This is a genomic window from Loktanella sp. D2R18, from assembly GCF_003318235.1.
Lineage (GTDB): Bacteria > Pseudomonadota > Alphaproteobacteria > Rhodobacterales > Rhodobacteraceae > Yoonia.
Window position 1 is genome coordinate 548,820 of sequence record NZ_QOCG01000030.1, and the last position, 24,533, is coordinate 573,352.

Below are 24,533 nucleotides of genomic sequence, written 5' to 3' on the forward strand. Positions count from 1 at the left end.
CGAATATTTGGTCCCACATATATCGATTCTCCCTGTGACAGAGCGGCATATTGGCACAAGAAAAATTTAAGTCAACAAAGCTGACCTACCTCCCGCGCAGTATTACGCGCGGGAGGCAATTTTTTAGTCCGCTTGAACAACCGGGCCCAGCGCACTAAGCCCTTTGAGGATGTCGATTGCGTAAGCCATTTGATAATCGTCTTCACGCAACTGCGCGGCGGCTTCGGCGCGCGCGCGGTCCTCTTCAATCTGGCGAATTTCGTCTTCGGTCAGACTGTCGTTATCCAAGGCACCGCGCAAAGATGCCTCGGTGCGCTGGTTGCGCGTTTCTTCCTCTTCCTCGTCAGATGGCTGCGGGCGCGGCTGTTCGACGATAATGTCAGGGGAAATTCCTAAGGCCTGAATAGAACGGCCGGAGGGTGTATAATAGCGTGCCGTAGTCAGACGCATCGCGCCATCGCTACTCAGCGGAATCACGGTCTGTACAGAACCTTTCCCAAACGAATTGGTCCCCACCACGATGGCCCGACGGTGATCTTGCAACGCACCGGCCACAATTTCAGAGGCCGAAGCAGAGCCCCCGTTCACCAAGACCACAATCGGTTTTCCTTGGGCCAAATCGCCTTCTGTCGCGTTGAAACGATCACCGTCTTCGGTCTCACGTCCGCGCGTAGAAACGATTTCGCCAGCATTCAGAAACGCGTCTGAAACGTAGATCGCTTGGTTCAGCAACCCGCCGGGGTTGTTGCGCAAATCCAAGATAAATCCGTCAACATTGTCGATACCACCAGCCTCGGATATCTGTTCTTCGATCCCTTCGCTCAGGTTTGGGTAGGTCTGTTCGTTGAAGGTCGTGATCCGCAAGACCACGGCCTTGCCCTCTGTCCGGCTGCGCACGGCAGTCATTTTGATGGTATCGCGAATAATCGAAACGTCGAACGGTTCAACTTCGCCTTCGCGTACGACAGTGATGATGATTTCGGCCCCGACGGGTCCCCGCATCAAATCGACCGCGTCGTTCAGGGTCAGCCCCATCACGCTTTCGCCGTCAACGGCCGTGATGAAATCACCGGCCAGCATTCCAGCCGCATCAGCAGGGGTGCCATCCATAGGCGACACGACTTTGACCCAGCCGTCTTCTTGGGTCACTTCGATCCCCAGCCCGCCAAATTCGCCACGCGTGCTCACCCGCATGTCGGCAGCAGCTTCGGCAGACATATAGCTGGAATGCGGGTCAAGCGATGTCAGCATCCCGTTGATCGCTGCTTCGATCAGTTCTTTGTCGTCGACATCTTGGACATAATCAGTGCGAATCCGTTCAAAGATATCGCCAAATAAATCAAGCTGTTCGTAAACGCTGCCAGATGTTTGAGCATCTTGCGCGACAAGCGGCCCTGCGACTTGAACAGTCGTGACCAGACCAAGGGCAGCGCCCCCAAGGGCGGCTAATACTAGTTTTTTCATTCCACGTCCTATGTCTATTCCAGCGCGAACCATGCATCTGGGCTCACTGAACTCTGCCCGTCCCTGACCTCAAGATAAAGGGGTAGTGCGCCTGCTTCGCCGTCATCGCCCACATTTTCGGTCAAAATACCGTTAACTTCTGTCGCATTACGGCCCATCGTCCCAAGCGGCGTTCCCGCAGGCACGATTTGCCCAGCGCTGCCATAAAGCGTCTCAAGCCCCGCAAAGATGAATACAACATCAGGTGCGGGTTCTAAAATGATTACATTCAAATCCCCCAAAAGAGGTCCGACATAAAGGATCGTTGCATCAACAGGTGCCGTGACCAACGCCTGCGGCGCAGTCGCAATATAGATGCCTGCGTCGTCGCCACTTTGCGGTTGTACGATGCCCGAAACGGGTAAAGGCAAGTTTCCCTGCTTGGTCAGATCGGCCTCACTATCGGGCAGATGCGTCGCAAGCGCATCGGCAAATGCATCAAGCGTTTCAGACCCCGACATCAGTAATGCGGTTTGCACTGGGTCATCTTCGAACCGAATGGGTAAGTCTGTGCGCGCCGAAATCGCATGGCCCAATGAAGACCGTGCAGATTGCGCGCCTTGCATCCCCGCCGTGAGCGTATCCGTGGTTTCCTGCCGCAACACGCGCAGGTCATGTACCTGTCCGATCTGGGCCCGCAGATCATCTGCCGCACCCTTAAGCGATTGCGTCACATCTGCAGCCAACATCCCAGCGCGCACCGTATCAATGGGTGATTGCGGTTGGCTACGCGACACAGGCCGCGGCGTTTTCGACATAGTGGCAAGGGCCCCGATCAAGACACCCAATTCCGCACGGCGTGCGTCCAAATCGGCGGTCAGCGCGGTTTCTTGCGCCTGTAGCTGCCGCAGTCCAGAACGCGCGGCGGCCAGCCCAGCCTCATAGGCTTGCACCGTTTGGGTCAAGGCCGCAATCTGGTCACGCGCATCTCCTGCAGTTTCCAACCGCGCTTGTGCGGCTTGCAATTGTGCCATTGCGTCGCGCGCGGCCGTGTCCGCCGATTGGCCGAACACAGGTGCTGCCAGACAGATCAGGAATACCGCGAACCTCATTTTTGAATCAATGTGCGTCCGGTCATTTCAGGTGGCAGCTCTAGCCCCATCAGATCAAGGATCGTCGGCGCCAAATCGGCCAAACGCCCTTCACGCAATGTGGCCCCTTCAGGCCCACCAACCAACGCGACAGGCACCGGGTTCAGCGTATGCGCGGTATGCGGACCGCCTGTTTCAGGGTCGATCATCGTTTCGCAATTGCCGTGATCAGCGGTCACGATCATTGCACCACCCGCGGCCTTAAGTGCAGCCAACACCTGCCCCAAACCGCTATCCACAGATTCACATGCCTTGATCCCTGCATCCAGATCACCTGTATGGCCAACCATATCAGGGTTGGCATAGTTCGTAACGATCATATCGTAGCCGTCGCCGATTGCCTTCACAAAAGCCGTAGTCACTTCGCCTGAGGACATTTCGGGTTGCAGATCATAGGTCGCAACCTTGGGTGATTTCGGCATAAAGCGGTCTTCGCCCGCAGCAGGTTCTTCGATCCCACCATTTAAGAAAAACGTCACATGCGGATATTTCTCGGTTTCGGCCAGCCGGAACTGACGCAGGCCGTGTTTGGCCACCCAAGCGCCCAGTGTGTTTTGAATATCGCGTTTCGGGAATACGGTTTCGAACCAATCATCATGGCGATCTGAATAGCTGACCATACCCAGCAACGCGCACAGATCAGGCTGTACCCGGTCAAACGCATCAAATGCCGGATCCGCAATAGCGGCCAAGATTTCGCGCGCCCGGTCGGATCGGAAGTTCAAACAAAACAGCCCGTCGCCCGCCGCAAACCCGGCGTAATCACTGATCACGGTAGCAGGGATAAACTCATCCGTTTTGCCATTCGCGTAAGCCGCGTCAATCGCCGCTTGTGGTGTTTCCGCCTGCGCGCCCTGCCCGTTCACCATCGCGTCATAGGCCGTTTGCACCCGGTCCCAGCGATTGTCGCGGTCCATCGCAAAATAGCGGCCAATGACCGTGGCAATTTGCACGGCCTTCGGCAAAGCTGCTTGCAAAACCTGCATGAATTCTGTCGCCGAAGATGGCGCCACATCGCGCCCATCTGTAATCGCATGGATCACCGTCGGAACGCCTGCATCATCTAATGCTTTGGCGGCTGCGATAATATGGTCTACGTGGCCATGCACGCCGCCATCTGACACAACGCCCATCAAATGCGCGCGTCCTCCGGATGCTTTCATCTTGGCGATAAAGGCTTGCAAAGCCTCGGCCTGCGCGAATGTGCCGTCTTCAATCGCCAGTTCGATCTGGCCTAAATCCATCGCCACAACACGGCCCGCGCCGATATTCGTGTGGCCGACCTCTGAATTGCCCATCTGCCCGCCGGGCAACCCAGCATCACGACCATGCGTCAACAGCTGCGCATGCGGCCCTTGCATGATCGCGTCGAAATTGGGGGTATCGGCCAGCTTAGGCGCATTCCCAACTGAATCATCACGCAGCCCCCAACCATCAAGAATACACAAGACAACGGGTTTGGGTGCAGACATGGGGTAATCTCCGATTTGATGTTACGGCAGGTTTAGCGCAGGTCGCAGACGAACGAAACACGAATTGAAAATTGGCCCGTTTTACTATACCCCAACGGAATGGGATTGGAACAGCCCGTCAATAGACAGCGCGAAAATCGGCCCCAAGGTTACTATGAGCGCACTGCCTCTAGTGATTTCGAATTCGTTCTCGTGCGGTTTCGATTAACTCGATAAGTTCCGGCTCGTTGAAAACTTCGGGCTGACATGCAAACCAGTCTTGATGCAAAGTGACTGTCTGCGCGCTAGGGTCGACCACTAGTGCAAATGTATTGAATTTAAGCTCCGCAGTCGCGTCATTTTCTAAAGCTTTTTTTACACGTTTCAGGAAAAGTCCGGCAGCGCCCACGACTTCTGCGTCAAGATAGCCAATTGCGATTTTTCGATTTGAACCTGTCATGATAAAGTGATGGCAGTTCCTAACACGCGAAGCAATAAGACACGCTCTCCATTGACGACTTCGTGCCACCCGTTTGTTCGCTTTGTAGACTTAGACCGCCATTCATAGCACCGGGCAAAATCACGCGCGATGATACGGCCCGCCCGACAAGATCGACGCGGCGCGGTACAGCTGTTCGGCGAGCATCACCCGCACCAGCATATGTGGCCAGACCATTTTGCCAAAACTTAAGGATGCATCCGCGCGCGCGCGCAGGCTTGGGTCGATGCCATCCGCGCCGCCGATGACAAAGGCGACGTCTTGGCGGCCTTGGTCGCGCCAATCGCCAAGCATCTTTGCAAAATCCGGTGATGACATGACCTTGCCGCGCTCATCCATCGTGCAGATCAACGCGCCCGAAGGAATGGATTTTTGTAGCAATCCGGCCTCGGCAGGCATGCCGCCGCCTTTTTTATCTTCGACCTCGATCAGTTGGGCAGGGCCAAGCGCAAGCGCGCGCCCCGTCCGGTCGAACCGGGTCAAATAATCGTCGTAAAGATCGCGCTCTGGGCCGCGTCGCAGTCGGCCCACTGCGCAAATATGCACACGCATCAGGTCGCTGCGGCGGACCCGGGCTGCCACATCTTTTCGATCTGATAGAAGTCGCGCACTTCGGGGCGGAAGATATGCACAATGATATCGCCCGTATCGATCAGCACCCAATCGCCGCTGTCTTTACCTTCGAGCTTTGAAAACACGTTGAAGTCATGCTTGAGCCGCTCAGACAGCTTTTCAGCCATCGCAATCACCTGACGGGTCGAGCGCCCAGAGGCGATCACCATATGGTCACCCATTTCGGATTTACCGCGCAGATTGATCTGCACGACGTCTTCGGCTTTATCATCGTTCAGTGATTGCAGAACAGCCGCCAAAAGCGCGTCGCTGGTCGCAGTTTTAGTCCCAGTCATAGACGGGCCCCCGGCGTTGACAGCATCTGCTGCCGATGTGGAAAGAGACAGAACATTGTCCTCCTTTATATGTGCCGTCATGGCCCCGGCACCGGGCATGCTTTAAAACTAGCAACGCACAGCGCATTTTTCAACAAAACTCAGCAGGGCGAACGCCCATGTCGCGGATTTGTCCAAGACATGCAATGGCAGAACGCAATCTCTCGTAAACCAGAACAGCCTCGCGCACCTTAAGACAGCAACCTCGAAAGACCTTGCAACGCTAGCACGATATCCTGCGCAAAACGCAAGAAATGGGATAGAAAATTCACTATTTTGCCCCACTTTGCGCGCAATGTCTTGCGACAGAAATCGTGATGTAAACCCTATAGTATTAACTGGACAGTAATTATGTTTCGTACTCCTCGCTGTGTGATCGTTCCACTCTCTATTGCCGCGCTCTCCTTTGCCGCTACCGCCAATGCTGAAGAAGCGACCGGACAGGCCGAAATTCTTGATGTGCAATATGACGTTGAATCAGATGGCGCTGACCGCATTCATATTGCTGGCCAGTTACGCACCCTCACGCAACAGGTTGCGGCTGCGTCCTGCGCACTCACATCCGATATCGCAGTCGACGAAGCGCATGACGTTCTTGAACTGGCGACGGCTCAGTTTGACCGCTATATCGTCGCACTGAAAGAAGGCGACGAAGGGTTGCACATTTTGCACCCTGAAACCCGTCGCCTCACAATCGCAGATATCGATCATGTCCGCGAAGAATGGGACGCTATCCACGGGGCAATCGATTCCGTCCTTGAAGACGGTCACGATGTTGAAAGCGCGCATATCATCGACGATCACAACCTCAAGCTTCTTGAGCTGACGACGATCTTGGCGTCCGACATCGCGAGCCAATACGCGCATCCGTTTGAGATCAGCGCCGCAGACGCGATGACGATTGAAATCGCGGGACGTCAGCGCATGCTGACCCAAAAAATGGCAAAAGACGCTTGTGAAGTCTGGACCGGCTATCACGCCGAAGAAGCCAAAGAAGACCTCGCGCAAACGATGACAATCTTTGAAGCTTCTCTAAATGCGTTAAGATTCGGCTTGCCTGAAGCGGGCATCCAAGCCGCCCCGAACGACGCAATTCGAAACGATTTGGACGAACTTTTGGCGCGTTGGGACATCATAAAGGTCAATGCCCAAACGCTCGTTGATGGCGGAACGCTGAACGAGGAGCAAAAGACCGAAGTGTTCCACGACCTCGAGGTTGAGTTGGCTGATCTCGACCACCTTCTTCTTGACTACAAAGAATACGCTGAACGCGCCCACTAATCTACGCTCGGCCGTTCACGCGGATTGTGGGCGACCAGCACCTCATTGAAAGGTACGACCATGTTAAGACGACTATGCAGTGGAACAACGCTGACGGTTGCGATTTGCACAACCCCCCTTACCGTACACGCAGACGACGCTGCCGATGCCGCACTCATCGAGGCACAATATGAAATTGAATCTGACGGCGCGGATCGCATTCGTGTTGCAGGCCAGTTACGGACGCTCACCCAACAAGTCGCCGCAGCGTCCTGTGCTTTGTCGACAGATATCAGCATCGACGAGGCGCATGACGTGCTTGAACATGCGACCCAACAGTTCGATCAATATATCGTTGCGCTGCGCGACGGCGACGACACCCTGCACATTCTGCATCCAGAAACCCGCCGCCGCACGTTAGAAGACATCGCACATGTTGCTGCGGAATGGGACACCATCCACGGCGCGGTAGATTCCATTTTGCTTGATGGGCATGATACGGAAAGCGCGCATCTCATTGATGACCACAACCTTGAACTTTTAGAGCTTACAACCGTTCTTGCGTCAGATATCACAGGCCAATACAGCCACCCCTATGAGATCACTGCGGCTGACGCGATGATGATTGAAATCGCTGGTCGCCAACGCATGCTAACCCAAAAAATGGCCAAAGATGCCTGCGAAATCTGGGCGGGCTACCATGCAGACGCTGCCCGCGAAGATCTTGCACAGACTGTTGAGGTTTTTGAAAACTCGTTGAACGCGCTGCGGTATGGGCTTCCTGCGGCGGGTCTTCAAGAAGCGCCAAACGACAAAATTCGTGATGATCTTGATCAGCTGATCGCGCGTTGGGAAACGATTAAGGTCAACGAACAGACGTTGATCGATGGCGGCACACTGACCGACGATCAAAAGGCGGCCGTCTTTCATGACCTCGAAGTCGAACTGGCTGAGCTAGACCACCTTCTTGATGACTATAAAGCATACGCTGAGCGCACCCACAAACGCTAGTCGCGAAGAAAAATACGGCCCCGTTAATACGCGGGGCCGCTCATTTACAAATCAAACGTCGCAAAGACTGGGGCGTGGTCGCTTGGGCGGTCCCATCCACGCGCATCGCGCATCACACGGCTGGAATGCGCGGCATTTTGGATATCAGCCGTGGCCCAAATGTGATCAAGGCGCCGGCCCTTGTCAGCCGCATCCCAATCCTTGGCACGGTACGACCACCAACTGTACAGCTTACCATCCGGGATATCGTTCCGGGTCACATCGGCCCAGTCACCTGCAGCCATCACATCGGCGAAATGTTCGACCTCGATCGGCGTGTGGCTCACGACCTTCAATAGTTTTTTGTGATCCCAAACATCGTCTTCGCGCGGCGCGATGTTTAGATCACCCACGAGGATAGATTTCTCGGGCTTGGCTGCGTTAAACGTGTCGCGCATGTCCGTCAGGTAATCCAGTTTTTGACCGAACTTTTCGTTCACCTCACGGTCCGCGACGTCACCGCCCGCAGGGACATAATGGTTATGGATCGTCACACCGTTTTCCAGCCGTCCTGCAATGTGGCGAGCATGGCCAAGCTGGGCAAAATCCTCTGCACCGGCCTCAACCATCGGAATTTTGGAAAAAATCGCGACACCGTTGTAACCCTTTTGGCCACGCGCAACCATATGCGTATATCCAAGCGCCTGAAACTGCGCCAACGGGATCTTATCAACCGGGCTTTTGCATTCCTGCAAGCACAGTACGTCGGGCGCTTCTTCGCCCATCAGCTTTGCGACGATGTCTTCGCGCAAACGCACCGAGTTGATGTTCCAAGTCGCCAAAGTAAAGGCCATGCTGTTTCGCTTTCAATATAGTGTTGCACGCCATTTGTGGCGCGCATTCTTGAGGTGATCAACCCTATTGAGCTAGACCCCAAGTGCCGCAACAGGCTGCACCCGTCCAACCGTGATCCCGCGCCAATTTTTCAGTGTCGGCGTCATCCGCGCAATGGCTGCTGGGTGTTTGGGATCCAGTACACCAAGCGACACCAAGATCGCCGCGATCACGCATTCGCTGGCGCGCGTCGCCCCGTCACGAATTTTCAACGCCACACCGATCCGTTTTTCGGGGATGATCGCCACAAACACGCCGTCCGCCCCTGTTTTAATCGCAGCGCGCCCATTCATTGCGCGCATCAAGTCCGTGCAGGCCCGCGTTTCACCCGCGACCAGTTCGGGATAGGTCATCATCGCTTCGCGCAATTTCACTGCGGCCGTGCTGCGCAAGTCCGACCGTTCATGAGCGCTCGCAAAAAACGCCATCGCACGTGCAAGCCCGTGCACTGTGCAAGCATGATTCGGCGCAGAACACCCGTCGATGCCATAGGTTGGGCTGGTTTCTTCGGTAGTTTCTTCAAACGCAGCTTTGCCGGCCTGTTGCACAGGGTGATCAACCTTTTCATAATCAGCGCCCCCGCCGAGGTGCTTGTTCAACGTCAAGAAGCCAGCGTGTTTACCCGAACAATTATTGTGGATTTGGCAGGGCTCTGAATGGGCGCGGATCAGCGCGTAGCGGGCATCCTTATCGGCGGGCGTCTGTGGCCCACAGCGAAAATCAGCATCACTGAACCCCAAATCATCCAGCCACGCGCCGACCCGATCAGTGTGAATTGCGGCCCCTTGGTGCGAAGCGCACGACAGCGCAAGCTGCTCTTGCGTCAGATGCGCACCTGCGCCACTTTCCAGCAGGGGCAGGGCCTGGATCATCTTACACGACGATCTTGGAAAAATTTGCGCGCTTGGATCCCCCCAAGCGTTCACAATTTCGCCAGCTTCATCGCAAACCACCGCATGCCCCTGATGCACACATTCAAGCAACTCACCGCGCCAAACTTCAACCAGATCAACAGGATTTGCCATTTTTTTGCCTTTTTGGATTGTCACTGTAAGCGCGATTGCGCGCGCATTGCCGTTTTGGGGGCTTTCCCCTCGGCGGGTTTTTTTGTTAAAGCTAACGCTATCGGGTAACGACAGGTCCTACCAGCCAAAAAGATACATCTTTGCGGCACAAGAAACAGCGGACCAACAAGAGGCAAAGACAGCTTGGAGGCTGCGAAATGAATTTAAATATTGCACGCGTGTTTGGCGTTGTTGCGGCGTTGGTTTGCGCCACCACGGCGACCGCACAAGACTCTAGTGAAAACCGCGTTGCGGCCAATACAGATTGGGCCGTCTACGTCGAAGCTGACCCTAAAGAGTGCTGGGCGGTTTCTGCGCCGGTGGGATCCAACAACACACGTGATGGACAACCTGTCACCGTGCGCCGTGGCGAAATCCAGATGATCGTATTCTACCGCCCATCTGAGAGCGTGACCGGCCAAGTGATGTTTGCAGGCGGTTATCCGTTTGCAAGTGGGTCAACCGTTTCGGTGCAAGTCGGCGACACGACACTTGAAATGTTTACCGAAGGTGAATTTGCATGGCCCGCCAGCGCCGAAGATGATGCGAAATTTGTCGCCGCCATGAAACGCGGCGCTGATGCGGTTGTCACAGGCCGTTCCGGCCGCGGCACGCAGACCCAAGACACTTTTAGTTTGCTGGGCTTTACCGCCGCCGTTGACGAAGCCGCCTCGCAATGTGCGGGCTAACCCATATGTTGCCCTTGCGGTGACAGTATATTTCCTGCGGGCTGCTTTTCTTGTGAAAGCGGCCCGTTTCTTTTATAGGCAGCGCTTATCCTAATGTCGGAGCACCCCATGGACGCCAAGGCCCCTATTACTCAGGACGTGATGACGATCCCACGCAAACTGCCTGATAGTCTACCGAACCTGATCGGTCTGACGCGCCCAGCGCTGCGTGATGCATTGATCGCCGTCGGCACGAAGGAAAAGCAAGCCAAGATGCGCGCGGGCCAAATATGGCAATGGCTGTACCACTGGGGCATTCGCGACTTTGATCAGATGACCAATCTATCCAAAGACTATCGCGCGATGCTTGCCGAGAATTTCGTCATTCAATTACCCGAGGTCGTAACCCGGCAAATATCTGAGGATGGCACGCGCAAGTATCTGGTCCGCATCGCAGGTGGCCACGAAGTCGAAGTCGTCTATATCCCCGAAACTGACCGTGGAACCCTGTGTATTTCCAGCCAAGTCGGCTGCACGTTGACCTGTTCGTTCTGCCACACAGGCACGCAAAAACTTGTCCGTAATCTGACCGCAGGCGAGATTATTGGCCAAGTCATGTTGGCGCGCGATGATCTGGGCGAATGGCCCGAACAAGGTGCCCGTAACGAAGCCGCGCCACGTCTTTTGTCGAACATCGTTCTGATGGGCATGGGTGAGCCGCTCTATAATTTTGAAAACGTACGTGACGCGATGAAGATCGCGCTTGATCCCGAAGGGATCGCCCTGTCCCGTCGTCGCATTACCCTTTCAACATCCGGCGTCGTTCCCGAAATTGCCCGTACCGCCGAAGAGATCGGTTGCCAGCTTGCAGTATCTTTCCATGCCACCACGGATGAAGTGCGCGATAAACTGGTCCCGATTAATAAACGCTGGCCAATTGCGGATTTGCTCGATGCGCTGCGGGTCTATCCCAAAGCGTCGAATTCAGAACGGATCACATTTGAATATGTGATGCTGGATGGTGTAAATGATTCCGACGAAGACGCGCACCGGCTGGTCGAACTGATCAAAGGCATTCCGGCCAAGATCAACCTAATCCCATTCAACGAATGGCCCGGCGCGCCCTATAAACGGTCGTCAAATAACCGTATCCGTGCGTTTTCCGACATCGTCTATAACGCAGGCTATTCATCGCCCGTACGCAAACCGCGCGGCGAAGACATCATGGCTGCTTGTGGTCAGTTAAAATCAGCCACAGAGCGGGCGCGAAAAAGCCGTGCAGAAATCGCAAAAGAAGCCGGCGTTTAACGAATTTTTCATCTTGTTTCGTTAAGCATAACGCATGAAACATCTTGTTATCGATTTACCGCCGGAACTTCATGATGCGCTCGAACATATGACCGGTCGCAATGAAACTGTTATTGGAAATATTGTTCGTGACGCGCTGCGCAATGATTTACGCCAGCGCGCGGCGATCCTGACGGAACGGGCGCATCAAACGGCGCAATTATCCAGCTAGTCGATGCGCCTGCGCAAAAAATAGCGCAGGCGTATATCCTTATGCCAGCAACGCGCGTGCCTCGTCAGGTGACAAGGCCGCAGGGCGTTCGCAGGTGGTCGTCATATCGACAAACCGGCGTTCCTCGCCCGCCTTTAAGATGCTGGTCATCACGTCAACCGCATGGAGCGCGACGTCGATATTACAGCGATGAGGGCGATCTTCGGCGATGGCCGTGGCCATATCAGCAAGCCCGGCACAGCGATAATTCGCGCGGATGTCTTCGTAGTTCACCACGCCGAACGGATGATCCCATGGTGCAACGGTGTGGATGTCTTTGTCTTCACCGCTGATTTCAACGTCACCACCAAAAAAGTTCGGATCCGGAAGGAAGATAGACCCGTTTTCACCGTAAAGCTCCATGTGGTCATGGCGATGCGACCAGACATCCCAGCTTGCGCTTAGGGTCACGGCGGCACCGTTCTCGAATTCAAGCAAGGCTTGAATATCTGTCGGTGTTTCCACCTTCAGGACCTCGCCATTGCGGGCCCCGTTGCTGATGGTGCGCGTCGCAAAGGCTGATTTCGCAAGCGCCGTGACCGATTTCACCGGCCCGATCAACTGGATCAGGTTGGTGATGTAATACGGCCCCATATCCAAAACCGGGCCACCGCCTGGCTTAAAGAAAAAGTCGGGGTTCGGGTGCCATGCTTCCATGCCATGCCCCATCACGTGGCATGTGCCACCGATGATACGCCCGACTTTACCGGCATCAATTTGCGCACGCGCTAATTGATGCGATCCACCAAGGAACGTGTCCGGCGCCGACCCAATACGTAGGCCTTTTGACGTTGCCAGATCGCGCAGTTCTTTGCCTTCTTCCAAGGTCAACACCAATGGTTTTTCGGAATAGGCGTGTTTGCCTGCTTCGATGATCTGTTTCGTCACTGCAAAATGCACATCAGGGATCGTCAGGTTCACGACCACATCGATATCCTGCGCCGCAAGCAAATCCGCGACAGTTTCAGCACGCACGCCAAATTCAGCGGCCCGTGCCTTGGCCGCGTCCATGTTGATATCCGCGACCGCCTTAACATCCAGCGACTTAAATAGCGGAGCCAGCTTAAGATAAGAGGTCGAAATATTACCGCATCCGATGATGCCAACACCAAGTTTAGTCATGATAGAACCTCCTAGAATTTCTGGATCGCAGCCAAGCTGCGGCTTGCAAACCGGGCGTGGTCTTTGGGGTTATCGTGTTCGACCACATAGTGATCTACGCCCGCCTCTTGCAGCGCAGCATGGATCGCGGCCCAATCTTGAGTACCGTGGCCAACATCCGCCCAGCCATCTTCGTCTGCGTTTTCACCAGCCCGTGCAATGTCTTTGATATGCGCCGCCGCGATGCGGCCCGCGTATTTCTGAATCCACGCGACCGGATCAAGCCTCGCGCGCGCGACCCAACCAAGGTCGAGTTCAAACATCAATGCGTCTGACGCCGCCGCGATAAGATCAAGCGGTAACTCACCCGTTTCTGTCGCCACAAATTCAAAGTCATGATTGTGCCAACCAAAGACCAGACCTGCGTCTTGAAACGGCTTACCAGCCTCGGCCAAACGTGTCCCAAACGCGGCCCAACCGGCGGCATCCACCGGGCGATCATCAGGCATCACAAAAGGTACGATAACCTCTTGAATCCCCAATTCCTTTGCGATGGCAATCGCTTTTGATGCGTTACCCTCGACCATATCCAGCCCAAAGTGACTGCTGGTCATTTTCAGGCCTGTCGCGTCAAGCCCCGCCTTTAGCCCATCGAGATCATCAAAAAGGCCCCCGAAACCTTCGACCTCTTTGAACCCGGTCTCAGAGAGCATTTGCAGTGTATCCTCCAACGGTGGAAAGTTCCGTGAGCAGTAGAGTTGGTAGGAAATCTTGGTCATGTTTTCTCTCCTCGATCAGGCGTATGTCGCGCTGTGCAGATCGCGCAGCGTGAAGTTTGGTTTGTCTGCAGGATTGGCTGGCGCAAAATGCACAACCTTTGTTTGTCCGGGCAAAAGCGTGAAGGCATTGTCGTCAAATCGCCCGGGCACATCGGCCTCGATCGCGACGAACAATGCCAGCGTCTGCGCAGTAAGTGTGAGTGTATTGCCAGAAACAAGTTGGGTCAGGTTTGGTGCCTGCAGATTGTAGTCTTTGTAAGGTTTAGGCGCGAATGTATCGCTGCCTGCCACGCCATCCGCGGTTTCCCACGCATAATGCAACATTTCATCAGGCTTCAGGTCTGCGCTCGCGATTGTCAGCACGTCCACTGCTGTTGTTTCGACGGATGCGCCACCCACGCACAGCGCACGCAATTTGCCCGTCATGTCCACTGCCGAAACGGTGACAGATACATCGCTGGCGGCCGGCGCATCATTGACCGCACGGATCACATAATCCCCATTAACAGGCACAGCCGTGACCAAGACAGGCGCATAGAATTCGCGCGCCATATGGTGCAGCAACTTCCAATCACCGCCATGATCAAGCGAGGCCCACGAACAGACCGGCCACGTATCATTGAGCTGCCAAATTAACGTGCCCATACAGCGCGGTTTAAGACTGCGCCAATGGGTGACAGCGGTTTTGATCGCAAGGCCCTGTTGGACTTGGGACATATAAACAAAATCGTCAAAGTGCTTCGGCCAACGGAAATAACGGAACATGGTTTCTGCGATCCGCGCATTGCCGCCTGCGTTCTTTTGATGGCTTTCCAGCACGGGGGCGGCGATGTTTTGATCTGCCACGCCTGCGAATTTGCGCACGGCATTCATCGACGGGTAGCTTTGGAATCCGAATTCGGAACAGAAACGTGGGCCGACATCGCGGTAGTGGTCAAAGTCGCGGCCTTCGTGCCAGACCGACCAGAAATGCATATCGCCCGATCCATCGTCATGCCACGCATCGCCAAAATTCATAGGCCCCGGAGACGGCGAAGACGGCCACCAGATCGCCGTTGGATCGACTTCAAGCAGTTGCGTTTCAATCGCCCGGTTCAGCCGGTCATAATTTACCAGATAGCGATCGCGGTCGTTGATGCTACAGTCGTACCATCCCAATGCACCGATCAATTCATTGTCGCCACACCAGATCGCGATGCTCGCGTGGTGGTGCATCCGTGCGACATTGTCGGAGACCTCAGCCCGAACCTCGGCCAGATATACGGCGTCGGATGGGTAAAGATTGCAGGCGAACATAAAGTCCTGCCAAACCAATAGGCCCATTTCGTCGCAAGCGTCATAGAACGACGACGGTTCGTACCGCCCACCGCCCCAAATGCGGATCATATTCATATTGGCATCGACCGCCGATTGCAGCAGGTCGCGTGTCTTTTCATCGGTGATTTGACCGGGCAGTGCATCTGTGGGGATCCAATTCGCCCCTTTGCAGAATACATCGCGGCCGTTGATCCGGAATTTGAACCCAAGGCCAATATCATCGGCCTCGGTGATCAGCTGCAAGTCACGTAAACCTATGCGGCGCTGCGTCTTTGCCGCGCCCGCCGTTACGGTCAAATCATAAAGTGGCTGGTCACCTTGACCGACGGGCCACCATAGGTCTGGATTCTCAATCAAGATGCTTAACGCGCAGACGCCATTGACCGCCTCCCCCGTCACGGTTCGCCCCGCAATGGTCGCCACGACCTCGCCATCATGATTGGCGGTATAGGCGGTCACGCCTAGGGTCACCGCACCAACCGTGTGGGTTTGCGTGATCGCGAGCCGATCAATCCGTGGCGCACGCGATGGTTCAATTGCCATCGTGCCATAAATACCAAAAGGCGCGAGCGCGATATTCCAATCCCAGCCAAAATCACAGGCGGGTTTGCGGAGAAAATTCCCATCCGGGATTGGGCAGTTCTTGCTGATCGGCAGTTCAAACGGATGCGCCGCATGTTTTTTGCCGCCCGCAACCACAGGGGAATGGAAAGTGATGCTGATTGTGTTTGTGTCAACCTTTGCGACGCCTGCAAGCGGCACTCGGTAGGTCCGGAAAGCGTTTTCAGCCTCTAGCACGACCTGATCGTTGACACGTACGGTTACGACGGTGTCCATCTCGGACAGCACCAAATCTATATCGATTTCGGTGACATCGAAATTGCGAGTGACCGTCCAGTCGCGTTCGCAGATCCACCGCAAATCATATTCGTTGCGACCCCAGTAAGGATCGGCAATCAATCCGGCCTCTCGCAGGGCTGTAATACCGTCTGTCGGCATTTGCATTGCGCAAGCATAGTCACCGCTGTCATCAGACAGCGCCCACTCACCCGCCAAATTTAGATGGGTCACAGGCGATCCTCGGTCGCTTTATCAAACAGTGACGCGCGTGCAGGGTCGATCCCGATCTGCAACACTTCACCCGCTTGAACACGCGCTTGGCCATCCATGCGGATGCGGAAACTGTGCTGGCCCAGCTTAGCGTAAACCAAAGTGTCAGATCCCATCGGTTCAACCAGATCAACGTCTGCTTCAAATTGCAGCGGCGCATTGCGCACCAGTTCACCGGTCACAACATGTTCAGGTCGGATCCCGACAATGGCCGGGCGACCAGCAGTCTGCGGCGCTGCAAAATCATATCCGGTCATTGGCAAGGTCATGTCGTCAACCTTGAACGCGCCACCTTCCAAATTTCCCTCTAGAAAATTCATAGACGGGCTACCAATAAAATCCGCAACATAAAGATTGCGCGGTTGGTTATAGATTTCATCTGGGGTGCCAAGCTGCATGATTTTGCCACCCTTCATCACAGCGATCCGGTCAGCCAAAGTCATCGCCTCTACTTGATCGTGGGTCACGTAAACCATCGTGTTTTGTAGCTGGTTGTGCAGGCGCTTCAGCTCGACCCGCAGATCAACACGCAGTTTGGCATCAAGGTTCGACAAAGGTTCGTCGAACAAAAATACATCCACATCGCGCACCAGCGCGCGGCCAATCGCAACACGTTGACGCTGACCACCCGATAGGGCACCGGGCTTACGGTCAAGCAGCGCTTCGATTTGCAGGATTTCGGCGGCGCGGGCGACGCGCTTCTCGATCTCGTCTTTTGGAACTTTAGCATTTTTCAGGCCAAACGACAGGTTCCCTTTGACGGTCATCTGTGGATACAGCGCATAAGATTGGAACACCATGCCGATGCCGCGCTCGGATGGTTCGGCCCAAGTGACGTTATTGCCCTTAATGAAAATCTGACCATCGGTGACTTCAAGCAAGCCAGCAATACAGTTCAGCAGGGTCGACTTTCCACAGCCAGATGAACCAAGAAGCACTAGGAACTCACCTTCCCCTATATTGAGGTTCAAGTCTTGCAGCACTTTTACCGCGCCAAACGACAGGTCGAGATTTTTGATTTCGATTGAGTTAGTCATGATTTATCAGCCTTTGACAGCGCCGGCAGCGATGCCGCGTACGAAAAGTTTTCCAGACACAAAGTAGATGGTCAGCGGAACAAGCCCGGTCAGCAAGGTCGCCGCCATGTTCACATTGTATTCTTTGACACCCTGTACAGAGTTCACGATGTTATTGAGTTGCACCGTCATCGGATAAAGGTCAGGCCCGGTGAAGCTTGCACCAAACAAGAAGTCATTCCAAATGCCGGTCACCTGAATGATCAACGAAACAACGAAAATGGGCAGCGACATCGGCAACATAATCTTAAAGAAGATTGCCCAAAATCCTGCGCCATCGACGCGGGCCGCTTTGAATAATTCTTCGGGAATAGAGGCAAAGTAATTGCGGAATAAAAGTGTGTTAATCGGCATCCCAAAGGCGACGTGCACCAAAACCAACCCGGTAAGAGATCCATAAAGCCCTGCCTCGCGCAGCAAGATCACGATGGGGTAAAGCATGACTTGATATGGAATGAACGCGCCGATCATCAAAATGCCAAAAAAGACTTCAGAACCTTTGAATTTCCACATCGACAGCGCGTAGCCGTTCACGCTGGCAACTGCCACGGAAAGGAAAAGCGACGGGATCAGAATGCGCACAGAGTTCCAGAACCCCCGCGACAACCCATCACAATTGATCCCAGTACAGGCCTGCGACCACGCCTTGACCCAAGGTTCAAATGTGACTTCCATTGGTGGCGCAAAGATATTGCCCATCCGGATTTCTGGCATCCCCTTCAGCGAGGTTACGACCATCACATACAGCGGAAGCGCGTAGTACAGCGCAAAAATGAACAGCGTGCCGTAGACAATGATATTTCCACGGGTCATGCGACGTTTTGGTTTTGGCCCGCGTGGGCCAGCGGCAAGGGCGGCAGGTGCAGCCATCGTGTCGGAATTAGCCACGCTTCTTCCCTCCGAATTCAAGAATTGCCCAAGGGACAAGAATAATGACAACGCTGACAAGCATCATGGTGGACGCCGCAAAACCTTGGCCAAGGTTTTGCCCGCCGAACATCGATGTCATCACGTACATGGCGGGCACTTGTGAACTCAGCCCCGGACCGCCCGACGTTTGCGCGACCACAAGATCGTATAGCTTCACAATGCCAGAGCCGATCAACACCAACGAGGTCACAAATACCGGGCGCATCATAGGAATAATCACGCGGATATAGGTCTTAACGGTGCCGATGCCGTCAACACGGGCGGCTTTCCAGATATCTTCATCAATGCCGCGCAGCCCAGCGAGCATAATGCACATAATCAGCCCGGTGCCCTGCCAAAGGCCCGCAATCAACAGACCGAACATCACCAGTGACGCATTATTGAGCGGATCAAAGGTAAAGCTTTCCCAGCCCATCCCACGCACCACACTTTGCAGACCCAGATCGGGGTTCAAAATCCACTGCCAGATTAGGCCCGTCACAATAAACGACAGTGCAAAAGGGTAGAGGAAAATGGTGCGCAAGGCGCCTTCACCACGGACCTTACGGTCAAGTAAAGCGGCAAGCGTGAAGCCGATAACAAGCGTTAAAATCAGCGAACAAATACCATAAATGGCAAGGTTTTCGATTGAGACCAGCCATTTACGGCTGTTCCATAGGCGCTCATATTGATCGAGGCCTACCCATTTTAGACGGGGCAGAAGACCTGAACTTGTAAATGAATAAACGATCGTCCAAACCGTGCCCCCAACGAAAATGACAAGTGCCGTAAAGACCATCGGCACCGCCGCAATCTTAGATGCCATGTTCTTGAATAATCGCGTAGGCTTTTTGGTTGGGCCAGCCCGCCCGGCATCTGTGGCTTCAGAAAGCGCCATTTATTCCTCCCTAGAATCGTCTGGCTAGACTGTGACACAGGCCCCCCGAATGGAGGGCCTGTACACGTTTAGCAGTGCCGCGCTTAGTCAGCGTCGGCGATGATGTCTGCGTAGGCAGATTGAACCTCAGCAGGCGTCATGGAAGGCGTATTCCAGAACTCTGTCATCAGGTCGTTCAACTGTGTCTTTGTATCAGGAGACAGCAGCGCATTTACATCAGGAAGCAGGTCGCCAGCAGCCAAAAGGTCGAGACCTTTTTGCGTACATTCGTTCACAGTTGTCAGGTCAACGTCACCGCGGATCGGGAGGGAACCCTTAGCCGAGTTGAAAGACACCTGAACGGGTGGCGACAAGAACAAAGCTGCAAGTTCTTTTTGTGCAGCAGTGATTTCCGCGTCGTCTACAACAGGGAAGTAGAACGCATCACCACCTGTTGACAGCACAGCGATTTCACCCAGACCCGGAAGACAAGAGTAATCTTCGCCAGCAATCTCGCCAGCAAGAGCGAATTCGCCTTGCGCCCAGTCACCCATGATCTGCGCACCGGCAGTGTCGTTGATCACAGCAGCAGTCGCTTGGTTCCAGTCCTGAACGTTCAGACCAGCAGACAATTCACGCGCCGCGCCGAAGGCTTCAAATACGCGCGCATAGTCCGCACCCAGTACAACATCAGCGTTTTTGTCACGGTTTACAGCCAGCCATGAATCGATTCCAACCAATGCGGCCGACATAACATCAAATGCGCCGTTTTGCTGCCAAGACTGGCCGCCCATCGCAAGTGGTGTGATACCAGCGGCCTCAAGATCACCAGCTGTTGCTGCAAACTCTGTCCAGCTTTGTGGTACAGGAATGCCCGCTTTTTCATATGCGCCGTTCGACAACCACATCCACTGCCAAGAGTGAATATTTACAGGCGCGCAATAAATACGGCCATCAACTGTACAAGCATCCAACAAGTTCGATGGGTTTACGATTTCGGCCCAGCCTTCGGCTTCGGCAACATCTGTAAGATCCAGAAGAAGACCAGCTTCGATCAGCTCTTCAGCCTGACGACCATGGTTAAACTGGAACGCTGCGGGCGGATCGCCACCGATGATACGGCTCACCATGATCGGGCGGGCTGTGTCGCCGCCGCCGGCGATTGCGCCATCAACCCAAGTGTTGCCTGTCGCGTCCCAAGCTTCGGCAAATTTCGTAACAGCCGCAGCTTCGCCGCCGGATGTCCACCAGTGCATAACCTCCAATTCGACCGCTGACGCGGAAGATGCACTGACGATAGCGGAGAACGCCATCAATTTTGTTGTCAGTTTCACGATTCTCTCCTCCCTGGTTCTAAATCGTTGTAGTAAAGCCTATATCGTTTTAGATTGACCTAGCAAGCAAAAATAAGACATTGTCTATAGTGGGCGCGGTTAGTATTGGTAACAACCTGTGTTTAAACGGTTTTAAGACCAGTCCAGAAATTTCAGTGAGGATTTTTTTCAAAACGGACTGTCTAAGGAATACGAGGAGGAGGCCCATCATGTCACAAAAAAAGGCGCCGACCACGACGGTCGCAGAGGCACGTTCCGCGACAGGAAAGCCAACGCTTAAGACAATCGCCCGGATCAGCGGGCTGGCCGTACCGACGGTCTCGCGCGCGCTTAATGATGCACCCGATATTGGGGCCGAAACCAAAAAGCTCATTCGCAAGATTGCCAAGGATGTGGGCTATATCCCCAACCGTGCTGGCGTGCGTCTGCGTACTGGTCGCACCAATGTGATCAGCCTCGTTATGTCCACCGAACACGACATGATGGGCCACACTACGCGGCTCATTTCATCTGTGGCCGGCGGATTGCGCGACACACCATTTCATTTGGTCGTGACCCCGTTTTTTCCGGACCAAGATCCGATGGAACCTGTCCGCTATATTGTTGAAACAGGCTCTGCGGATGCTGTCATTATTAACCAAGTGCAGCCGCAAGACCCGCGTATCGCCTACTTGATGGAACGCCATTTTCCTTTTGCGACCCACGGACGTTCCGATTGGGCGGACCGGCACCCCTATTACGACTTTGATAACAGCGCCTTTGGCGAGATAGCTATCAACGAGCTCGCCGATCGTGGCCGCAAAAACGTCCTGCTCATCGCGCCACCCGCCGCCCAAGCCTATGCACAGCACATAATCTACGGCACACGCAAAGGGGCCGCAGATCGCGGCCTCAATGTCACTCTTGCCGATCCTGTCACCAGCGACACAAAGATCGATGATATCGTAGACTATGTTGTAACAACGCTGCGCAGCCATCCCGAAATTGATGCGATCATGACGGCATCGACATCTTCGGCGATGGCCGCTGTTGCTGGGTTGGAAAAAGCGGGCGCAAAGGTAGGCCGTGAAATCGATGTGTCGACGAAAGAGGCCGTTCCGTTCTTGAAACTGTTCCGCGCCGACATCCTGACGACCACTGAAAAAGTCGGGGCCGCAGGTGAATTTTTGGCGCGTGCCGCGATCGAAGCGATCAGATCACCGCTCTCCACGCCCATGCAGCACTTGGAAGTCCCGTCAGCCCAAGACAGCTAGCGCTGCGATAATATCGGGCACAGGTTGATCGATAGATACACTCATCGCGGGCATTTGCGGCACCTCAAGCACAGCAAACTGACTGTCGAGCAGGCTGGTCGGCATATAGTGGTTTTCGCGCGCGGCCATACGGGCCGACACGACCTCATAGGGCGCATCTAGATAGGCTATCTGCAAATCCGGGATCGCAGCTCGCAGATGATCGCGATAGCTGCGTTTAAGCGCAGAACATGCAAACACCGTGACATGATCCGCCCGCGACGCATTCACTGTCGCGCCCAAAATATCAAGCCACGGCCATCGCATGTCATCTGTCAACGGACGCCCTGCGGCCATATGGTCGACGTTGCTTTGCGGATGATAATCATCCCCATCCAGATACACACCGCCCAGCACAGTGGCCAAGCCCTGCGCAATGGTAGACTTGCCGGCCCCCGACACGCCCATGACCATGATTGCCTTATGCATGCCTTAGCGCCCCGGAATGACGCCGCGCTTTTCGCCTTTGCCTTCCCAACTATCAATGGCCGCAACGGCCTGTTCAGCCGTATCAACAAATTGGAACAGGTCCAAATCATCGGCAGAAATTGTGCCCGCGTCTGAAAGCGCGTCCCAATTGATGATTTTCTTCCAAAACTCTTTGCCAAACAGCAAGAACGGCACACGCGCCATCCGGCCTGTCTGGATCAGCGTAAGGGCCTCGAACATTTCGTCCAACGTGCCAAAGCCCCCCGGAAACACACACACGGCGGAAGCACGCATCAGAAAATGCATTTTGCGGATCGCAAAGTAGTGGAAGTTAAAACAAAGTTCAGGCGTTACATATTCATTTGGGGCCTGTTCGTGCGGCAGCACAATATTCAGGCCGATAGATTTACCGCCAGCCTCCAATGCGCCACGGTTGCCTGCTTCCATCACGCCGGGGCCACCGCCTGTGACGATCACGTCTTCAGTGCCGCCTGTTTTCAACGAACGCTCGGTCATGATGCGCGCGAATTCTTGGGCTTGCGCGTAATATTCCGACAGATCGGCCAATGTTTGGGTGCGGGCGCTTTGTTTATTGGCGGGCGATGGAATCCGCGCACCACCAAACAAAACAATCGTCGAATCGATCCCTGCTTCATCCATCAGCATTTCAGGCTTGAGCAGTTCCAACTGCAGCCGAACGGGCCGCAGTTCTTCACGACACAAAAAATCTTCGTCGGCAAAGGCTAGCGCATAAGATGGCGCGCGCGTTTGCGGCGTATCTGGAATATGTGTCGCCGCCTCGCGGTCTTGCGAACTGTGGCGGAGTGGGTGGCGGCGATCGTCGGTCATACTGCGTTTCCTCGCATTGCACTTTTGGGCTTTTCCGGTCTATAGCCGATGGCAACACGTGACCACAAGAAACCGGAGACCCCGATGTCAAATGCCGCCCTTGAGACCGCAATCGAAGCCGCGTGGGATGCCCGCGATACGATTACACCCGCAACAACCGGTGAAACCCGCGAAGCTATCGAAGATACGCTTAATGCTTTGGATAGCGGCAGCCTGCGCGTCGCCGAAAAGCAAGACGATGGTAGCTGGCATGTAAACCAGTGGGCCAAGAAGGCTGTGTTGCTCGGCTTCCGCATCAAAGATATGGAATTCCAGTCGGGCGGCCCGCAAGGTTCTGGCTGGTGGGATAAGGTCGACAGCAAATTCGCAGGCTGGGGCGACGAAGAATTTGGTGCCGCAGGCTTCCGCGCTGTACCAAACGCCATCGTCCGCAAATCGGCCTATGTCGCCCCCGGCGTTGTGCTGATGCCATCCTTTGTAAACCTTGGCGCCTTTGTCGATTCAGGCACAATGGTTGATACATGGGCGACTGTTGGGTCATGCGCGCAAATCGGTAAAAACGTGCACCTATCTGGCGGCGTCGGCATCGGCGGCGTGTTAGAACCAATGCAAGCGGGCCCAACCATCATCGAAGATAATTGTTTCATCGGTGCACGTTCCGAAGTCGTCGAAGGTTGCATCGTGCGCGAAGGTGCCGTTCTGGGCATGGGTGTGTTTATCGGCCAATCCACCAAGATCGTTGACCGCGAAACGGGCGAAGTCATGTACGGCGAAGTACCGCCTTATTCCGTTGTTGTTGCGGGAACCATGCCATCAAAGAACGGCGTGAACCTCTATTGCGCAGTGATCGTGAAACGCGTTGACGCAAAGACCCGGTCAAAGACTGGCATCAACGAATTGCTGCGCGACTAAATGCTGATCAGCCGCACAGTTGCACGTAAACGCATCGCCGCGGGGCATCGCCCCACGCGGCGGGCGGCATGGCTACTTGTGTTGGCGGACGCGGTCATTATCGGCCTGCTTCTGGCAGCGCTTTGGATGCCCGCAGTGACAGTGACCTACGTCATGCATATGTCCTTGATCTGGACCATTCTATTCTTGATGGTTGTGATCTACGTGCCCGCGCAAATTGTGTTGATCATCTCAACGCTTTGGGCGGTCAAATCCCGCTGGGAAGAGGAAGACCCCCAATGACCAAAAAAGAAAGCCGCCAAAAGGTATACACGCTATTGGTCGAAGTCGGGCGCAGCGACAACGACGGGTTGCCCGAGGGCGCGTCAGGCGCGGCATTGATGTGCTACGCCAGCGGCGTGGATGAGGCCGAAGCGGTCCGCGAAACTGTTGCCATCCTGAAACAAGCGGACCTCGCCCCACTGGACGTGTCGGGCTATGGTACGCTGGACGAACGGATCGAAGAAGGCCACGATATTTCCGACGATGAAAAAGACCTGATGGCCCGTGCCTTGGCCGAAAACAGCGTCATCGTCGCACAGATGACGCCGTTTTTTGATGAGGCCCCGAAGGGCCTCACCTAG

The 24,533-nt window shown here is 54.8% G+C and carries 26 protein-coding genes; 9 read left to right on the top strand and 17 right to left on the bottom strand.

The genetic code is table 11. The features are described 5' to 3' along the window. Positions 1 to 123 precede the first annotated feature (123 nt). The 6 genes from DS901_RS16240 to rsfS form a co-directional block, all read right to left on the bottom strand. Positions 124 to 1,464 (bottom strand): S41 family peptidase, encoded by a 1,341-nt coding sequence (locus DS901_RS16240; protein WP_113777937.1) that lies wholly within the window; start codon positions 1,462 to 1,464, stop codon positions 124 to 126. 14 nt (positions 1,465 to 1,478) lie between these two features. Further along, positions 1,479 to 2,555: a murein hydrolase activator EnvC family protein gene (locus tag DS901_RS16245; RefSeq protein WP_113777938.1), complete on the bottom strand. Its 1,077-nt coding sequence runs from the start codon at positions 2,553 to 2,555 to the stop codon at positions 1,479 to 1,481. Beyond that, positions 2,552 to 4,066, bottom strand: coding sequence for a 2,3-bisphosphoglycerate-independent phosphoglycerate mutase (gene gpmI / locus DS901_RS16250; RefSeq protein WP_113777939.1), 1,515 nt, complete (start codon positions 4,064 to 4,066; stop codon positions 2,552 to 2,554). The genes DS901_RS16245 and gpmI overlap by 4 nt, the downstream gene beginning before the upstream one ends. A gap of 169 nt (positions 4,067 to 4,235) precedes the next feature. Then, complete coding sequence (locus DS901_RS16255; RefSeq protein WP_113777940.1) at positions 4,236 to 4,505, bottom strand: hypothetical protein; 270 nt, start codon at positions 4,503 to 4,505, stop codon at positions 4,236 to 4,238. A gap of 120 nt (positions 4,506 to 4,625) precedes the next feature. Continuing rightward, positions 4,626 to 5,096, bottom strand: coding sequence for a 23S rRNA (pseudouridine(1915)-N(3))-methyltransferase RlmH (rlmH, locus tag DS901_RS16260; RefSeq protein ID WP_113778080.1), 471 nt, complete (start codon positions 5,094 to 5,096; stop codon positions 4,626 to 4,628). Further along, positions 5,096 to 5,452 carry a ribosome silencing factor gene (gene rsfS, locus DS901_RS16265; protein ID WP_404932354.1) on the bottom strand — a complete coding sequence of 119 codons (357 nt, stop codon included), beginning with the start codon at positions 5,450 to 5,452 and terminating at the stop codon, positions 5,096 to 5,098. Before rsfS ends, rlmH begins: the two co-directional genes overlap by 1 nt. A gap of 390 nt (positions 5,453 to 5,842) precedes the next feature. Between rsfS and DS901_RS16270 the strand changes: the two genes are divergently transcribed. Both DS901_RS16270 and DS901_RS16275 read left to right on the top strand, forming a co-directional pair. Next, complete coding sequence (locus DS901_RS16270) at positions 5,843 to 6,772, top strand: type IV pili methyl-accepting chemotaxis transducer N-terminal domain-containing protein (RefSeq protein ID WP_113777942.1); 930 nt, start codon at positions 5,843 to 5,845, stop codon at positions 6,770 to 6,772. Positions 6,773 to 6,832: 60 nt separating this feature from the next. Then, positions 6,833 to 7,762, top strand: a complete 930-nt coding sequence (locus tag DS901_RS16275) for a type IV pili methyl-accepting chemotaxis transducer N-terminal domain-containing protein (RefSeq protein ID WP_113777943.1) — start codon at positions 6,833 to 6,835, stop codon at positions 7,760 to 7,762. Between the two features lie 44 nt (positions 7,763 to 7,806). Here the strand turns inward: DS901_RS16275 and DS901_RS16280 are convergent, their stop codons facing one another. Further along, on the bottom strand, positions 7,807 to 8,595 hold the full coding sequence (locus tag DS901_RS16280; protein ID WP_113777944.1) for an exodeoxyribonuclease III: 789 nt from the start codon (positions 8,593 to 8,595) through the stop codon (positions 7,807 to 7,809). A gap of 72 nt (positions 8,596 to 8,667) precedes the next feature. Next, entirely contained in the window at positions 8,668 to 9,660 is a 993-nt protein-coding gene (locus tag DS901_RS16285) for an asparaginase (RefSeq protein ID WP_113778081.1), read from the bottom strand. Between the two features lie 197 nt (positions 9,661 to 9,857). Between DS901_RS16285 and DS901_RS16290 the strand changes: the two genes are divergently transcribed. The 3 genes from DS901_RS16290 (at position 9,858) to DS901_RS18835 (ending at position 11,886) form a co-directional block, all read left to right on the top strand. Next, positions 9,858 to 10,388 (top strand): invasion associated locus B family protein, encoded by a 531-nt coding sequence (locus DS901_RS16290; protein ID WP_113777945.1) that lies wholly within the window; start codon positions 9,858 to 9,860, stop codon positions 10,386 to 10,388. 108 nt (positions 10,389 to 10,496) lie between these two features. Then, positions 10,497 to 11,675 (top strand): 23S rRNA (adenine(2503)-C(2))-methyltransferase RlmN, encoded by a 1,179-nt coding sequence (gene rlmN / locus DS901_RS16295; RefSeq protein ID WP_113777946.1) that lies wholly within the window; start codon positions 10,497 to 10,499, stop codon positions 11,673 to 11,675. A 34-nt stretch (positions 11,676 to 11,709) separates the two neighbouring features. After that, positions 11,710 to 11,886, top strand: coding sequence for a hypothetical protein (locus tag DS901_RS18835; protein WP_181820899.1), 177 nt, complete (start codon positions 11,710 to 11,712; stop codon positions 11,884 to 11,886). Between the two features lie 39 nt (positions 11,887 to 11,925). On the opposite strand, the gene DS901_RS16300 is transcribed toward DS901_RS18835, so the two are convergent. The 7 genes from DS901_RS16300 to DS901_RS16330 all read right to left on the bottom strand — a co-directional run bounded on the left by DS901_RS16300 (position 11,926) and on the right by DS901_RS16330 (position 20,428). Further along, positions 11,926 to 13,047: a Gfo/Idh/MocA family protein gene (locus DS901_RS16300; RefSeq protein ID WP_113777947.1), complete on the bottom strand. Its 1,122-nt coding sequence runs from the start codon at positions 13,045 to 13,047 to the stop codon at positions 11,926 to 11,928. Positions 13,048 to 13,058: 11 nt separating this feature from the next. Next, positions 13,059 to 13,805, bottom strand: a complete 747-nt coding sequence (locus DS901_RS16305; RefSeq protein ID WP_113777948.1) for a sugar phosphate isomerase/epimerase family protein — start codon at positions 13,803 to 13,805, stop codon at positions 13,059 to 13,061. Between the two features lie 15 nt (positions 13,806 to 13,820). Then, the gene (locus DS901_RS16310; protein WP_258546759.1) at positions 13,821 to 16,193 is read right to left on the bottom strand and encodes a beta-mannosidase; all 2,373 of its coding nucleotides are present in this window, start codon (positions 16,191 to 16,193) and stop codon (positions 13,821 to 13,823) included. After that, positions 16,190 to 17,269: an ABC transporter ATP-binding protein gene (locus tag DS901_RS16315; RefSeq protein ID WP_113777949.1), complete on the bottom strand. Its 1,080-nt coding sequence runs from the start codon at positions 17,267 to 17,269 to the stop codon at positions 16,190 to 16,192. Before DS901_RS16315 ends, DS901_RS16310 begins: the two co-directional genes overlap by 4 nt. Before the next feature lie 6 nt (positions 17,270 to 17,275). Further along, complete coding sequence (locus tag DS901_RS16320) at positions 17,276 to 18,178, bottom strand: carbohydrate ABC transporter permease (protein WP_113777950.1); 903 nt, start codon at positions 18,176 to 18,178, stop codon at positions 17,276 to 17,278. Between the two features lie 10 nt (positions 18,179 to 18,188). Further along, positions 18,189 to 19,115 carry a carbohydrate ABC transporter permease gene (locus DS901_RS16325; RefSeq protein WP_113777951.1) on the bottom strand — a complete coding sequence of 309 codons (927 nt, stop codon included), beginning with the start codon at positions 19,113 to 19,115 and terminating at the stop codon, positions 18,189 to 18,191. Positions 19,116 to 19,198: 83 nt separating this feature from the next. Next, positions 19,199 to 20,428, bottom strand: a complete 1,230-nt coding sequence (locus tag DS901_RS16330; RefSeq protein WP_258546760.1) for an ABC transporter substrate-binding protein — start codon at positions 20,426 to 20,428, stop codon at positions 19,199 to 19,201. 209 nt (positions 20,429 to 20,637) lie between these two features. Between DS901_RS16330 and DS901_RS16335 the strand changes: the two genes are divergently transcribed. Then, positions 20,638 to 21,681 (top strand): LacI family transcriptional regulator, encoded by a 1,044-nt coding sequence (locus tag DS901_RS16335; protein WP_113777952.1) that lies wholly within the window; start codon positions 20,638 to 20,640, stop codon positions 21,679 to 21,681. On the opposite strand, the gene DS901_RS16340 is transcribed toward DS901_RS16335, so the two are convergent. Both DS901_RS16340 and DS901_RS16345 read right to left on the bottom strand, forming a co-directional pair. After that, positions 21,664 to 22,149 carry a gluconokinase gene (locus DS901_RS16340; protein ID WP_113777953.1) on the bottom strand — a complete coding sequence of 162 codons (486 nt, stop codon included), beginning with the start codon at positions 22,147 to 22,149 and terminating at the stop codon, positions 21,664 to 21,666. The genes DS901_RS16335 and DS901_RS16340 overlap by 18 nt on opposite strands. 3 nt (positions 22,150 to 22,152) lie before the next feature. Further along, positions 22,153 to 22,998 carry a TIGR00730 family Rossman fold protein gene (locus tag DS901_RS16345; protein WP_113777954.1) on the bottom strand — a complete coding sequence of 282 codons (846 nt, stop codon included), beginning with the start codon at positions 22,996 to 22,998 and terminating at the stop codon, positions 22,153 to 22,155. 84 nt (positions 22,999 to 23,082) lie between these two features. On the opposite strand from DS901_RS16345, the gene dapD reads away from it, so the two are divergent. From dapD to DS901_RS16360, 3 genes are read left to right on the top strand one after another with little or no spacing between them, the layout of a single operon-like run. Next, the gene (dapD, locus tag DS901_RS16350; protein ID WP_113778084.1) at positions 23,083 to 23,910 is read left to right on the top strand and encodes a 2,3,4,5-tetrahydropyridine-2,6-dicarboxylate N-succinyltransferase; all 828 of its coding nucleotides are present in this window, start codon (positions 23,083 to 23,085) and stop codon (positions 23,908 to 23,910) included. Then, on the top strand, positions 23,911 to 24,192 hold the full coding sequence (locus DS901_RS16355) for a hypothetical protein (protein ID WP_113777955.1): 282 nt from the start codon (positions 23,911 to 23,913) through the stop codon (positions 24,190 to 24,192). It begins immediately after the preceding gene. After that, entirely contained in the window at positions 24,189 to 24,533 is a 345-nt protein-coding gene (locus DS901_RS16360) for a hypothetical protein (protein ID WP_113777956.1), read from the top strand. Before DS901_RS16355 ends, DS901_RS16360 begins: the two co-directional genes overlap by 4 nt.

What these genes read in the sequence shown, in the direction of transcription:
- DS901_RS16290 (WP_113777945.1), top strand. Translation starts at nt 9,858, where the DNA reads ATGAATTTAAATATTGCACGCGTGTTTGGCGTTGTTGCGGCGTTGGTT.
- DS901_RS16340 (WP_113777953.1), bottom strand. Translation starts at nt 22,149, where the DNA reads ATGCATAAGGCAATCATGGTCATGGGCGTGTCGGGGGCCGGCAAGTCT.
- DS901_RS16285 (WP_113778081.1), bottom strand. Translation starts at nt 9,660, where the DNA reads ATGGCAAATCCTGTTGATCTGGTTGAAGTTTGGCGCGGTGAGTTGCTT.
- DS901_RS16355 (WP_113777955.1), top strand. Translation starts at nt 23,911, where the DNA reads ATGCTGATCAGCCGCACAGTTGCACGTAAACGCATCGCCGCGGGGCAT.
- DS901_RS16240 (WP_113777937.1), bottom strand. Translation starts at nt 1,464, where the DNA reads ATGAAAAAACTAGTATTAGCCGCCCTTGGGGGCGCTGCCCTTGGTCTG.
- rlmN (WP_113777946.1), top strand. Translation starts at nt 10,497, where the DNA reads ATGGACGCCAAGGCCCCTATTACTCAGGACGTGATGACGATCCCACGC.
- DS901_RS16255 (WP_113777940.1), bottom strand. Translation starts at nt 4,505, where the DNA reads ATGACAGGTTCAAATCGAAAAATCGCAATTGGCTATCTTGACGCAGAA.
- rlmH (WP_113778080.1), bottom strand. Translation starts at nt 5,096, where the DNA reads ATGCGTGTGCATATTTGCGCAGTGGGCCGACTGCGACGCGGCCCAGAG.
- DS901_RS16275 (WP_113777943.1), top strand. Translation starts at nt 6,833, where the DNA reads ATGTTAAGACGACTATGCAGTGGAACAACGCTGACGGTTGCGATTTGC.
- DS901_RS16305 (WP_113777948.1), bottom strand. Translation starts at nt 13,805, where the DNA reads ATGACCAAGATTTCCTACCAACTCTACTGCTCACGGAACTTTCCACCG.
- DS901_RS16315 (WP_113777949.1), bottom strand. Translation starts at nt 17,269, where the DNA reads ATGACTAACTCAATCGAAATCAAAAATCTCGACCTGTCGTTTGGCGCG.
- DS901_RS16360 (WP_113777956.1), top strand. Translation starts at nt 24,189, where the DNA reads ATGACCAAAAAAGAAAGCCGCCAAAAGGTATACACGCTATTGGTCGAA.
- DS901_RS16325 (WP_113777951.1), bottom strand. Translation starts at nt 19,115, where the DNA reads ATGGCGCTTTCTGAAGCCACAGATGCCGGGCGGGCTGGCCCAACCAAA.
- gpmI (WP_113777939.1), bottom strand. Translation starts at nt 4,066, where the DNA reads ATGTCTGCACCCAAACCCGTTGTCTTGTGTATTCTTGATGGTTGGGGG.
- DS901_RS16335 (WP_113777952.1), top strand. Translation starts at nt 20,638, where the DNA reads ATGTCACAAAAAAAGGCGCCGACCACGACGGTCGCAGAGGCACGTTCC.
- DS901_RS16270 (WP_113777942.1), top strand. Translation starts at nt 5,843, where the DNA reads ATGTTTCGTACTCCTCGCTGTGTGATCGTTCCACTCTCTATTGCCGCG.
- DS901_RS16345 (WP_113777954.1), bottom strand. Translation starts at nt 22,998, where the DNA reads ATGACCGACGATCGCCGCCACCCACTCCGCCACAGTTCGCAAGACCGC.
- DS901_RS16300 (WP_113777947.1), bottom strand. Translation starts at nt 13,047, where the DNA reads ATGACTAAACTTGGTGTTGGCATCATCGGATGCGGTAATATTTCGACC.
- DS901_RS16245 (WP_113777938.1), bottom strand. Translation starts at nt 2,555, where the DNA reads ATGAGGTTCGCGGTATTCCTGATCTGTCTGGCAGCACCTGTGTTCGGC.
- DS901_RS16320 (WP_113777950.1), bottom strand. Translation starts at nt 18,178, where the DNA reads ATGGCTGCACCTGCCGCCCTTGCCGCTGGCCCACGCGGGCCAAAACCA.
- DS901_RS18835 (WP_181820899.1), top strand. Translation starts at nt 11,710, where the DNA reads ATGAAACATCTTGTTATCGATTTACCGCCGGAACTTCATGATGCGCTC.
- DS901_RS16280 (WP_113777944.1), bottom strand. Translation starts at nt 8,595, where the DNA reads ATGGCCTTTACTTTGGCGACTTGGAACATCAACTCGGTGCGTTTGCGC.
- rsfS (WP_404932354.1), bottom strand. Translation starts at nt 5,452, where the DNA reads ATGACTGGGACTAAAACTGCGACCAGCGACGCGCTTTTGGCGGCTGTT.
- dapD (WP_113778084.1), top strand. Translation starts at nt 23,083, where the DNA reads ATGTCAAATGCCGCCCTTGAGACCGCAATCGAAGCCGCGTGGGATGCC.